The organism is Mycobacterium sp. E2497 (genome assembly GCF_001668695.1).
Lineage (GTDB): Bacteria > Actinomycetota > Actinomycetes > Mycobacteriales > Mycobacteriaceae > Mycobacterium.
In genome coordinates this window covers 1-11,727 of the sequence record NZ_LZKD01000132.1, presented here as the reverse complement: position 1 = coordinate 11,727, position 11,727 = coordinate 1, and the positions used below count along the sequence as shown (strand labels likewise).

General features: G+C 69.6%; 13 protein-coding genes. 6 read left to right on the top strand and 7 right to left on the bottom strand.

Going from position 1 to position 11,727, the window contains the following annotated elements:
* Window positions 1-229: 229 nt before the first annotated feature.
* Window positions 230-925 (bottom strand): SDR family oxidoreductase, encoded by a 696-nt coding sequence (locus A5713_RS11115; protein WP_068095467.1) that lies wholly within the window; start codon window positions 923-925, stop codon window positions 230-232.
* 84 nt (window positions 926-1,009) lie between these two features.
* Between A5713_RS11115 and A5713_RS11110 the strand changes: the two genes are divergently transcribed.
* Complete coding sequence (locus A5713_RS11110; protein ID WP_231980350.1) at window positions 1,010-1,606, top strand: CGNR zinc finger domain-containing protein; 597 nt, start codon at window positions 1,010-1,012, stop codon at window positions 1,604-1,606.
* Window positions 1,607-1,663: 57 nt separating this feature from the next.
* Here A5713_RS11110 and A5713_RS28715 read toward each other — a convergent pair whose 3' ends face one another.
* The 6 genes from A5713_RS28715 to A5713_RS11085 all read right to left on the bottom strand — a co-directional run bounded on the left by A5713_RS28715 (window position 1,664) and on the right by A5713_RS11085 (window position 6,981).
* On the bottom strand, window positions 1,664-1,828 hold the full coding sequence (locus tag A5713_RS28715) for a hypothetical protein (protein WP_197509250.1): 165 nt from the start codon (window positions 1,826-1,828) through the stop codon (window positions 1,664-1,666).
* 143 nt (window positions 1,829-1,971) lie between these two features.
* The gene (locus tag A5713_RS11105) at window positions 1,972-2,823 is read right to left on the bottom strand and encodes an SDR family oxidoreductase (protein WP_067924237.1); all 852 of its coding nucleotides are present in this window, start codon (window positions 2,821-2,823) and stop codon (window positions 1,972-1,974) included.
* 35 nt (window positions 2,824-2,858) lie between these two features.
* The gene (locus tag A5713_RS11100; protein WP_067924238.1) at window positions 2,859-3,623 is read right to left on the bottom strand and encodes a DUF2127 domain-containing protein; all 765 of its coding nucleotides are present in this window, start codon (window positions 3,621-3,623) and stop codon (window positions 2,859-2,861) included.
* A gap of 54 nt (window positions 3,624-3,677) precedes the next feature.
* Window positions 3,678-5,066, bottom strand: a complete 1,389-nt coding sequence (locus A5713_RS11095) for an MmgE/PrpD family protein (protein ID WP_082972897.1) — start codon at window positions 5,064-5,066, stop codon at window positions 3,678-3,680.
* Window positions 5,067-5,178: 112 nt separating this feature from the next.
* Window positions 5,179-6,108 carry a LysR family transcriptional regulator gene (locus A5713_RS29530; RefSeq protein ID WP_068095461.1) on the bottom strand — a complete coding sequence of 310 codons (930 nt, stop codon included), beginning with the start codon at window positions 6,106-6,108 and terminating at the stop codon, window positions 5,179-5,181.
* Between the two features lie 9 nt (window positions 6,109-6,117).
* A complete protein-coding gene (locus tag A5713_RS11085) occupies window positions 6,118-6,981 on the bottom strand; it encodes a helix-turn-helix domain-containing protein (protein ID WP_068095459.1) in 864 nt (287 codons plus the stop codon).
* 138 nt (window positions 6,982-7,119) lie between these two features.
* Here A5713_RS11085 and A5713_RS11080 point away from each other — a divergent pair, with 138 nt between their 5' ends.
* From A5713_RS11080 to A5713_RS11060, 5 genes are all read left to right on the top strand, one after another.
* On the top strand, window positions 7,120-7,536 hold the full coding sequence (locus tag A5713_RS11080) for a nuclear transport factor 2 family protein (protein WP_068095457.1): 417 nt from the start codon (window positions 7,120-7,122) through the stop codon (window positions 7,534-7,536).
* The gene (locus A5713_RS11075; protein ID WP_068095455.1) at window positions 7,533-8,351 is read left to right on the top strand and encodes an SDR family NAD(P)-dependent oxidoreductase; all 819 of its coding nucleotides are present in this window, start codon (window positions 7,533-7,535) and stop codon (window positions 8,349-8,351) included. Before A5713_RS11080 ends, A5713_RS11075 begins: the two co-directional genes overlap by 4 nt.
* 264 nt (window positions 8,352-8,615) lie before the next feature.
* The gene (locus A5713_RS11070; protein WP_068095453.1) at window positions 8,616-9,905 is read left to right on the top strand and encodes a sodium:proton exchanger; all 1,290 of its coding nucleotides are present in this window, start codon (window positions 8,616-8,618) and stop codon (window positions 9,903-9,905) included.
* Window positions 9,906-9,939: 34 nt separating this feature from the next.
* On the top strand, window positions 9,940-10,776 hold the full coding sequence (locus tag A5713_RS11065) for an SDR family oxidoreductase (RefSeq protein WP_082972896.1): 837 nt from the start codon (window positions 9,940-9,942) through the stop codon (window positions 10,774-10,776).
* Between the two features lie 70 nt (window positions 10,777-10,846).
* On the top strand, window positions 10,847-11,727 hold an 881-nt coding region (locus A5713_RS11060), incomplete at its 3' end, for a DUF2252 family protein (protein WP_156751845.1).

Sequence of the window (11,727 nt, the reverse complement as noted above, 5' to 3'; positions counted from 1 at the left end):
GGCGGCCCCGCCTTCGACGGCCGAAGGTCCCCAATGCTTCGGCCTAAGGTCACCTCGGGGGCGAGGCGGGGCCGGCGCGGTGCGAACGTAGGGGTGCCGGGGCAACCCGGTGGTCTGCCCGAAGTGCAGCAAGCCCATTTTTGGGCGAGGCCATCCGCAAGGGCCTGATTGACCCACCGTCTTACGACGGGGATCTGCCTTCGGGCAGACCTTCATGCGTACGGGCGGTTCACGGCATCCGGGGCAGCGCCTCGACCGGTCCGGACAACGCCGCCTTGACGTAGCGGGTGTCGTCGTCGGCCAGCACCTCGGCGTCGTCGCGTTCGATGCCGTCGACGATCGCGCGCGCCACCTGCCGCGGGTCGTTCTTCGGGGCGTCGAAGCCGGACGTCATGTCGGTGTCGGTGAAGCTGAGGTGCGCCGCAACCACCAGGGTGCCCTGCTTCTCGAGTTCGATGCGCAGCGAATTGGTCGCCGACCACAGCGCCGCCTTGGAGTCTCCGTACCCGCCGGAGCCGGGCATCCAGGACAGGATCGACGCGATGTCGACCAGGGCTCCGCCGCCGTTGCCGGCCAGGATCGGCGCGAACGCCTTCGCGACCCGCAGCGCCCCGAAGTAGTTCGTCTCGAACACCGCACGCACCTCGTCGATGTCGCTGTCGAGCAACGACCGCGCCCCCAGCACGCCGGCGTTGTTGATGACGATGTCCACGTCCGAAGCCGACGCCGCCAGTGCCGCAACGGATTCCGCATCGGTAACGTCCAACTCGGCGCTGACCACCCGCGGGTCTGCAATGGGCTTGGGCGCCCGCGCCGTGGCGTAGACCTTGGCCGCGCCGCGCTGTAACAACTCGTCCACGACGGCCTTGCCGAGTCCGCGCTGTCCGCCGGTAACCACGACCGTCGACCCCTTGATGTTGACCATGATCCGCACTCCTGACTTAGGTAAACCAATTTTGTTTCTGTCACGGTAGTTGCCGGTGACGACATAGGCAAGTATCTTTTAGTTATGTCTATTCCATGGACTGCGTCACAGCGGTACGGCCTCATCCCGGCGCCCGGCGGCCTCGGGCTGGTCCAGGATTTCCTCAACACGAGGGGGATCGCGAGATATGGCCCCGACCTGCTCGCCCACACCGCCCTCGCGCGCGACTGGGTCGAGGGCGCGGTGCGCAACTGGTCGGCCGCCCGCGGCGAGGAGTTGCCGCCGCCGGAGCTCGACGACAACGACCTGACCAAGCTGCGCGCGTTGCGGGGCACGCTCGATTCGCTGGTGGCCGGCGAGGCGCCCATCGGACGAAGCACCGTGACCGCATCCCTCGCGGTCTCCGACGACGGTGCGGTGCGGTTGGAGCCCAGCGGCGCCGGCTGGCGCTGGCTTGCCTCGGCGCTGTGGGGCGAGATCCTGCTGAGCCAGCAGGCCGATACCTGGCGGCGTGTCAAGCAGTGCCATAACCACCGCTGTGGGTCGACGTTCTACGACCGCTCCAAGAACAACAGCGGGGTGTGGCACGACGTCAAGACGTGTGGCAACGCCGCCAATCTGCGCGCCTCGCGGGCCCGACGGCGCGAACGCGCAACGGCCTCAGCGGTTTCGCCACAGTAGGCGGTACCGGTAGTAGAGGCCGCGCCGGATCACGGCCGGGTCAAGGGCGCGGTGCCGTCAACAGCGCTCCATGCCCGGCCGCATGAGCGTCACGGTGGGGCGGGCACGGCGTGGGCTGCCGCGCAGCACCACCTGCAACGCGTCACAGGCGCGCGCCTTGATCGGCGTCACCACATCGAGATTGGTAGGGCTCCGGCTGATCCAGGACGGCAGTGTTGCCACGGTTTCGACCCTTCCCTGTTCGGCCTGTGCGCCGACTCATTGAATTGCACCCGGCCCGCTTTACCGATGCGCCGCGCCGCGGTAAACGCCGCGAAAAGCCGCATTGTGGCGCGACGCACATCCCCCGGCGCGGGGGACGGCGGTCACAGTTTCCGCCAACCTCGGAAACGTCGCAGGTAGCCCGGCAAGCCACGCGCGGACAGCGATTTGGGCCAATCGTCGGCGCGGAAATACGCGTCCGTCCCGCCGTCGACGAAGATCACGCTGCCGCAGAGGAATTCGGCCGATTCGGACAGCATGAAACACATCCAGTCGGCCATGTGCCGCGCCTGGCCGAAGCCACCCACCGGGACCGGGAACGACCGGACGGCCTTGGCCTGCCGCGGCGTCGCGAGCTGTTCTTCCAGCAACGGCGTCATGATGGCTCCGGGCGCCAGGGCGTTCAAGCGCACTCCCGAGCCCGCCCATTCCGGCAGAACCGCGTGGCGCCGCACCCAACGACCGACGGCGATCTTCGACGCCGCATACATCATGGTCGGCGCGGCCGGACCGAACGGCCGCACCGATCGCAGCGCCTTGTCGCCGTCGTGCGCGAGGAAGGCCTTGACCGCTCGCGCCGGGACAAGGGGCACCGTCGTCGCCGAGTTGCTGGCCACGACGACGACTTTCGCGGATTCGGCCGCGGCCAGGGCCGGCCGCCAGGCGACCAGCGGCTCGACGACGCCGAAGAAGTTGACCTGACCGATCTGGCGCAGCCGCTCTCGACCGGGGCTGGGCCCGAGGCCGGCGGCCAGGACCGCACCGTCGAGCTTGCCGCCCGCAGCCGCCAGCACCCCGTCGGCGGCGCGCTTGCGCCCGGCCGGCGTCGACAGGTCCGCGACGATATCGGCGTCTTTGATGTCGACGCCGATCACGGTGTGTCCGTCGGACTTGAGCCGCTGCGCGGTCTCGTGGCCCATCCCGGAAGCCGACCCGGTGACCGCATAAGTGCCCATCGCTCTGTTCTTACCAGTCGCGGCCCGGTGCGGCGTCAGGTTCCGGCGGCGGCCTTCTCGACGTCGAGCAGCTGCTCGCCGCGCCGTTCCTCGTCGTAGGCGGCGCGGCCGCCCCGCAGGCCGAACAGCCGCTTGGAGAACAACAGGTAGACGACGGCGGCCACGTTGATGGCGAAGGTGACCGCCCGGGTCATCGTGATGCCCCTGAACAGGTCGTGAACCTCCAGCGGCAGGAACACCGAGGTGGCGATCACCGCGAAGTACTCGCCCCAGCGCTTCAGCAACCACAGGCCGACCCCTTCGACGACCTCCAGCAGCGCATAGGCGGCCAGCATCAAGGTCAGCAGGGCCAGGGTGGACGGCTTGGCGGCCAGCGCCTTCTCCAGTTCGTGCACGACCGTCATCTGATCGACCTTGAATCCGGCGGCGCGGAAGATCGGCAGGTCGCGTTCCAGCGTGGCCTGGATGGCGCCGCGCGCGCCGCGAAACTTCCACACCGCGTACGCGGCGAGCGCGATCACCACCGCCCGGAACAGGCGCTCGACCGCGAGGGTCCGGATGATGATGGCCTGACGTAAAGCCTTGCCGCGCATGATCATCGGCGCGTCTTCGGCGCGTCCCCGCCCGTGCGGTGAGCCCACGGTGAATTCACCGCAGCGCAGGCAGCGCCAGACTTCGCCCAGTGCGGTGGTGCCGCTCAGCCGGGCGGCGAGGTCCTGCTCGTCGGGGGCATAGGTGGCGTGGCCCGCGACCGCGCAGGTGACCAACTCCCACCGATTACCGCCCTGATCTTTGCGCATGGCCGATCATCGCACCGCCGGAAGCAGGCCATGCAAGGGGGCGCGCCCGGCACGTCAGAACCGGGGTTTGGTGCGCGGCCGTTGCGCCACAGGGCTCGCCGCGCCGAGCAGTGCGGCGAGGTCGGCCACGGGGATCTCGTCGAGGCGATCGACCGCCGTGACGATCTCCGCGCGCAACGTTTCGTCGCAGAAGGGTTCGGCCAGCCACTCGAACTTCTCCGCGACGCGTTCCCACGACATGGGCCGGGTCGGGGAGCCCTCGTAATCGGCTTGCTCGCGGGACAATTCCCGTCCGTCGCGGGTCTCCAGGTGCACCCGCGCCGCCGTGCGTTGCGGATAGTCGGCGGTCAGGTCGGCGGCGGGTTTGACGGCGACACGCGTCAACAGCTCCTGTACGTCGTCGCGCAGGACCCGGTCGGTTTCCAGCTGTTCGGGGCCCACCCCGCCGTCGAGCAGCGCCACCGCACTGAGGTATTTGAGGTTGTAGTCGGCCTGCTCTTTGGTGCGCGGGTCGTCCTTGCCGCCGTAGGCTCCCCCGCCGGCGAAGTCGTATGCGCCCTGGAAGACCTCGAGCGTCACCCGCGCGACGTCCGCACCGCGCAGGTCGTTTTCGGTGCGCAGGGCCAAGATCGCGTCGATGACCACCTGCCCGTGGATCAGGGAGCAGTACTGCTTGAGGTAGGTCTGTTCCACGCAGGTGAGCCGCCGGTCGCCGGTCGCGAGGTCGATGGGCTGGCCGAACAGCTGCACCAGGCCGTGCGGGCCCTCGAACAGCGGCTTCGGCCCGGTGACGCCACGGGCGGCCAACATGGTCGCGTAGACGGCGCGCATGCCGGTGATGGCCGGTGAGATGCCCTTCCAATTCGAGACCGGTTCGGCGTGCACCGTCGCCAACGACACGTTGTCGGTCGCGGCGGCCGCGATGGCGTTGGCGGTTTGCTCGACGCTCAGCCCCAGCAGCTTGGCCGTGCCGGCCGCGACCGAGATCGACAGCTGCAACGCGTGATTGAGGCCGCGCGCCATCACCGGCACCTGGGAACTGAACCGGCATTGCACCTCGTAGGCGACCGCCAGCGCCAACAGGAAATCGGCTCCGCTGGCGCCGGTGTGCTCGGCGACGGCCAGCACGGCACCGAAGTTGTCGGCGGGATGGCACAGGCCTCCGGCCGTCAGATAAGTGTCGAGCAGGTCGGGATAGCGCACCAGCACCGCGTTGAAAAATGCGGCCTGGTCCACCGATGCGCGTCCGCCGCCCACCAAGGTGGCGGTGGGGACGCCGCTGAACTGGCCGGTGTGGTCGCGGATCGTCCCGACGAGTTCGCCGTCCAGGGAGCCGACCGCGCAGGCGATGCTGTCGAGGACGTTGCGCTTCATCAGCGCGCGCGGCCCTCCCGTCAGGTCGGTCGGCCGCGCGCCGACGACGAATTCGGCCAACTCGTCCACGACGTGGTTGTGTGCCATGACTTTTCGCCTCCCGAGCCGCGTTATCTTCACCCAAGCGCAGCGCCGGCCCGCCGTCCAGGACCGCTCTCCTACCAGTGTTCGGTGCGAGTTCTCACCGCAGGTGGGGGTCGTCGGACGGTGCCCACCACGGCACGGCTGGAGGGGCCGGCCAGTCGCGGGCACGCGCGACCGCCAGCAGCGCGTCCACGGCGCCGCGCACCCCGGTGCGGTCGTCGTCCCGGCGGTGCAGCAGCGACCACGTCCAGAGCGGCACCGGTTCGGCGACGGGACGCTGACCCAGGCTGGGCGGGAGGGCCACGGTGTGGCGCTTCGGTGACGCGAGCACGGCCGCGCCGATCCTGCGCACGTGGGCGTAGAACGCGTCCCCGGTGATGCCGCCGTCGTCGATGGACACGACGCGGGCGCCGGTGGCGGCGGCGAACTCCTTGGCGTACCGATTCCACGATGACCATGCCGACTCGTCCGCGTCTACGAGCACGCTGATCCGTTGCGCCACAATGGGTTCCGTCGAGCTGAGGCCCGGGCCGACGGCGTGCAGCGGCTCGGTCCGCAGCAGGTGTGCCGTCAGACCCCGCTCCTCGGCCTGGCTCGCGGTGACCCACGCCAGCGCGATGTCGAGGGTGCCCTCGGCCACCCGGTCGGCCTGGGCGTGCGACGGCAGCACCCAGTCGTCGAGCCGCAGGTCCGCCGCGCTCCCCAGCAGGGTGGTGATGTCGTCGGGAAGCCAGCTGACGTAGCCCAGGCGCACCGGCGCGCTGCACGCGCCCGCCCGCTGCAGCCGGGCCCTGGCGTCGTCGGCCAGCGACAGGATCCGGCGCGCGTCCGGAAGGAGGGTGCGTCCGGCCTCGGTCAGCCGGACGCTGCGCCGGTCCCGCACGAACAGGTCGGCGCCCAGCTCGCGCTCCAGCGCGATGATCTGTTGCGACAGGGCCGGTCCGGAGATGTGCACGCGTTGCGCGGCCCGGCCGAAGTGCAGCTCCTCGGCGACGGCCACGAAGTAGCGCAACTGCCGCAGTTCCATAGGCGGAGCCTAGACCGCGCGGCCGACCCCATCCGGTCGAGGCGGGGCCAGGCTGATCGCCGCCGTTTCGTCGGTCAACTGCTTGCCGATGGCCCGGATCTGCCGCGCCGACAACGGACACAGCGGGTGCACGGCCACCATGAGGGCGACGTGTCGTTCGTCGAAAACCGGTGCGGCGATGGTCACCACGGGTTGCTTGCGGCGACCCGGGTTGTCGTCGGAGAGGAACCCTATGGTGGTGAACTCGTCGAGCAACTGATCCACGATGTGCCGCACCGGCGTGGGCATCTCAGCGCTGTCCAACGTGCCGACCACCTGCACCGCCTGGGCGAGCGCGGGCGTGGTCCAGTCGACGTCGAATCCCCGCTCGCGGGTGTGCTGCAGCACCCGTTCCAGGCGCCGGGTGCGATCGGGGTTGTTGCCGACGCCACGGCGGATCCACGCGCGTTGTTCCTCCTCGTCGTCCCAGGCGGCGAGCGCCACCCCGAAGGGCGGGGCGTAGGGGATGCGGTCGCCGGGGATTCCGGACGGTGGGGCGGCGGGCTGGCCCTCGAATGCGGTGACCACCAACGAATCCCCGAATCGCTCGACCACGGAGCAGCCGTAGCCGATCTGCCGCGACAATCGCAGGGCCGCGGAACGGGCCGCATGCGCGAGCGGCCGGGCGGTGTCGGTGCGCGCCGCCACGACGGCCAGCGCGGGGCCCAGCGTGAACGTCTTGGCGACCGGATCGCGGCTGGCCCACCCCCGGTCGCACAGCGTCTTGAGGATGGCGTGTGCCGTCGCCTGCGTGAGATCGAGCTCGCGCACGATGTCGGAGAACCGCAGCCGCGCGTTTGAAGACCGGGCCAGGAGCTCGACGACGTCGAGCACCCGGGCGGTCGGCGCAGACGTCGCTCCCCGAATGGCTTGACTCCCCTGCCGCACGCTTTAGAGTGAGACGAACATTCGAGAGTCTATATCGACTATTCGAGAAAGTAACTGTGTTGCGCGCTGCGGTGAAGACCTGCCATGACCGAACGTGATGACCGCCAGGACATCTCCGACTTGCTGGTGCGCTACGCCACCGGGATCGACCGGCGCGACTGGCCGCTGTTTCGCACGGTGTTCACCGCGGACTGCCAGCTCGACTACGGCGTGATCGGGTCGTGGACCGGCGTCGACGCCGCCACGGACTTCATGGCACAGGTGCACGCTTTGGCGGGACACACGCTGCACCGCCTGACCAACCAGGCGATCACGGTCGACGGCGACACGGCCACGGCGCGCACCTATCTCGACGGCCTGATCATGGCCGCCGACAACGACTCCGGCGTCAACGCGATCGGCTTCTACGACGACGAGATCGTGCGCACCCCCGACGGGTGGCGCATCGCCCGCCGGCGCTACACCCAGGTGCGCCTGACGACGGTCGGGGCCGGCGGATGACGTTCGCAGCCAAGTACGGACCCTGGGCGGTGGTGGCCGGGGCCTCAGACGGGGTGGGCGCGGCGTTCGCCCGCGGCCTCGCCGAGCGCGGCGTCAACGTGGTGCTCATCGCCCGCCGGCAAGCCGTCCTCGAGGACGTCGCGGCCAGGATCCGCGACGACACGTCGGCGTCCACGCGGACCCTCGCCATCGATCTCGCCGAGCCGGGTGCGGCGGCGGCGATCGCCGCGGCGACAGCCGACCTCGAGATCGGCTTCCTCGCGTACTGCGCGGGGGCCGACCCGAACTTCGAGCCGTTTCTCGCCAACCCGATCGAAACCGCCGAGGCGCTGGTGCGACGCAACTGCATGGTGCCGATGCAGCTGTGCCACCACTTCGCCGCCGGCATGGTCGAGCGGGGGCGCGGCGGGATCGTGCTGTTCGGGTCGGGCGCCGGCCTGGCCGGGGGGGCCAACATGGTGGCCTACGGCGCGTCGAAGGCGTTCGACATGGTCTTCGCCGAGGCGCTGTGGGCCGAGTTGCACGACAAGGGGGTCGACGTCCTGGGGCTCATCCTGGGGAAGACCGATACGCCCGCCCTGCGGCAACTCGAACACAGCCGCGGGCAGATCGGTTCGCTCGACGAGGTACCGCCGGGCGCGGCCGCCGTGGCGGACGTCATCGCCGAGGCCTTCGAGAACCTGGGCAACGGACCGACCCTGATGGTCGGCGACATGATGCGCGCCGCCGAACAAATGTTGGCCTCGCTAACCCGCAACCAAGCCGTCGCACTGTTCGCCCAGGCCGCGGCCGCCGCCATGGGGCCTGGGAAATAGCGGGAACCTCGCCCGCCCGCGGCTCGTCGTACTGCGTAGGAACCTGATTCCGGGCCCAAAGGTTTGCCAAACTTCGGAATCTGGGTGCCCTAACTTTTCGCTGGCGCCGCCCTGGCCAGCAAAGATGATCGCCAGCGCCGAGCCATCTTCGGCTGTCGACCACGTTGCTGGCGACGGGCAGCGCGGGTAACTTGGGTAGGCGGTTCGGCATGGCAAACCTAACCTCACTACGTCGGTACAGTCGCCACCCCTCCGTATCGAAGGATGACGATGCTCGCCACAGACAGGCCCGCCGCGGTCACCACGGCAGAACGCTCCCGGCGTCGCACCCTGACCCGGTCCGGACTGATCACCGCGGCGTTCGTCGCACCGGCGCTGGTGATCCGCGTCGCCGAGTTGCACCCCGACCCGGTCATCGCCCTCATCACCTTCGGCGCCGCGGTGGTGTCAGCCAGCTTCCTGCTGGCCTGGGCCGCCGAAGCCGCGCAGATCGATGTCTCCGGCGGAATGGCGACCGCGGTGCTGGCGCTGATCGCGGTGCTGCCCGAGTACGCCGTCGACCTGTATTACGCGTACGTGTCCGGCCACAACGCGGATTACACGCAATACGCCGCCGCCAACATGACCGGGTCCAACCGGCTGCTGATGGGTCTCGGTTGGCCCGTCGTCGTACTGGTCAGCATCGTGGTGGCGCGCAAGGCCGGCAACGCGAAGGCCACCGGCTTGGCGCTGCAACCGACCAATCGCGTCGAACTCGGATTCCTGCTGATCGCCGGCGTCATCGCGTTCGCGATACCGGCGAGCGGCCAGATCCACTTCGGTCTGGGCTTGGTGCTGTTGGCGTGGTTCGGGTTCTACCTCTACAAAGTGAGCCACGGCGACGTGGAGGAGCCCGACCTGATCGGGACCGCCGCCGCCCTGGGGGAGCTGCCCGACCGCGGGCGGCGGATCGTCGTGGTCGGGCTCTTCCTGGCCTCCGGCGCGGTGATCCTGTTGTGCGCCAAGCCGTTCGCCGACAACCTCGTCGCCGCGGGTACCGAACTCGGCATCGACCGCTTCCTGCTGGTTCAATGGCTCGCCCCGCTCGCTTCCGAGGCCCCGGAGTTCATCGTCGCGACCATCTTCGCCGCCCGGGGCAAGGGCACCGCGGCCATCGCCACCCTGATCTCCTCCAAGGTCAACCAGTGGACGCTGCTGATCGGGTCGCTGCCGGTCGCCCACCTGCTGGGCGGCGGCGGATTCTCGCTACAGCTCGACCAGCGTCAGGTGGAGGAAGTGTTGCTCACGGCCACCCAAACCATGATGGGGGTGGCGCTGCTGTTGGCGCTGCGGTTCCACCGCGCCGCGGCGTGCACGCTGCTGGGCCTGTTCGTCGTGCAGTTCCCCATCGCCTCGACCCATGGCCGGCTGCTGCTCTGCGGCGCCTACACCGCGGTGGCCATCGTCGCGCTGATCCGAAACCGGCGGCATCTGGCGGCCACCGTGCGGGCGCCGTTCTTCGGCACGGCAATCCGCCACAGCGGCCATCCCCACCATCAGGTGCCGGACCCCTAACTGCCCGCGGCCACCCGCCGTATACCGTCCAGATATGAATCAAGTGTCGGTGATCACGGGCGGCGCGGGCGGCATGGGCCTGGCCACGGCCAAAGTCGTCGGACGAGACCACACCGTCGTCCTGTGCGACGTCAGGCGGGACCGGCTCGCCGCGGCGGCCGCCGCCCTCGACGAACTCGGAATGACGCACACGGCCGTCGATTGCGACGTGACCGACCGGCGGGCGGTCGCCGACCTGCTCGACACCGCAACCAATCTCGGGACGCTCGCCTCGGTCATCCACACGGCGGGCGTGAGCCCCAGCATGGGCACGGCCGACTATGTGATGCGGACCAACGCGCTCGGCACGCTCAACGTCAACGAGGCGTTCTACGCGGTGGCCGGCGAGGGCTCGGCGATCGTCAACGTGGCATCGATGGCCGCTCACCTGCTGCCCGCGGAAATGGTTCCGGTGGACCGCTTTTCGCTTGCGCTGAGCGACGTCGACGGGTTCATGGCCGCGATGACGACGGCCTGCGACATCGCGCCCGAGGAGGCGCGGCCCGGCCTCGCCTACGCCGTCAGCAAGAGCTTCGTCAAGTGGTATAGCCAGTCCCAGGCGGAGCGGTTCAACGCCCGCGGGTTGCGCATCGTCTCGGTGTCGCCGGGCTCCATCGACACCGAGATGGGCCGGCTCGAGGAACAGGCCGGCGCCGGAGCGATGGTCACCAACGCCGCCGTCCCGCGGTGGGGCCGGCCCGAGGAGATGGCCGACCTGCTGGCGTTCTGCGCCAGCGACAAGGCGGGTTACCTCACCGGCACCGACATCCTCAACGACGGTGGCGTGATCGCCTCGATGGCCGAGCGGGCCAGGGTGGCCGCCGCGGGCTGATCGCGACGGCGTGACTCGCGGGCAGTCGAAAGCCCATCGCGGCCCCGGCACAGCTACCTATGCTGAGCGGATGCCGCAACGGGTGCTGCGTGAACGCCTGATCGATCTCGAGGTCCCGGACCAGGACGAGGCGCGCGGCCGCGCGCTGCGCAAGATGGTGCCGCGCCGCACGCTCGCGCAGCTGACACCATCGCAGAAGTCCGCCACCGAAATCCTGGTGGCCCAAAACGCCGGGAGGCTGCGCGAACTCGTCCCGCTGCGGTTCGCCCGGATGCTCGCCGACCCGTTCTCGTTCTACCGCGGCTCGGCCGCCGTGATGGCCGCCGACCTGGGCGCCAGCCCGTCGAGCGGGATCGAAGTGATGTGTTGCGGAGACGCCCACGTGTCCAACTTCGGCATGTACGCGGCGCCGCACCGCTCAATAGTGTTCGACCTCAACGACTTCGATGAGGCCGCAGTCGCCCCGGCGGAATGGGACGTCAAGCGCCTGATTACCAGCGCGATCATCGGCGGGCGCCACGCGGGGTATCCCGCCAAGGCCATCCGCCGCTGCGTCGGGCAGGCGTTACTCGGCTACCAAACCAGCCTGCAGGCGATGCTCGCGATGGACGTGCTGGACCGCTACTACCTGCGCGTGGAACCGGAGCGGCACGCCGGCACCGTGTCCAAGGGCCTGCTCGGCGTGATCCAGAAGACGACGTCCCGGGCGCGCAGCCGGACGTCGGCGCGCGTCTTCAAGCAGCTCACCGAGATCGGCGCCGACGGGACGACGCGGCTGCGCGAGGCGCCACCGGTTCTGCAGCACGTCGACGAGGACGCCGAAGCCGTGCTGATGGAGTCGATTCAGGAATACCTGTCCACCGTTCCCGCCGACATCGCGCTGCTGCTGTCGCACTTCCGCGTCACCGACGTGGCGTTGCGGGTGGTCGGCGTCGGCAGCGTGGGAACCCG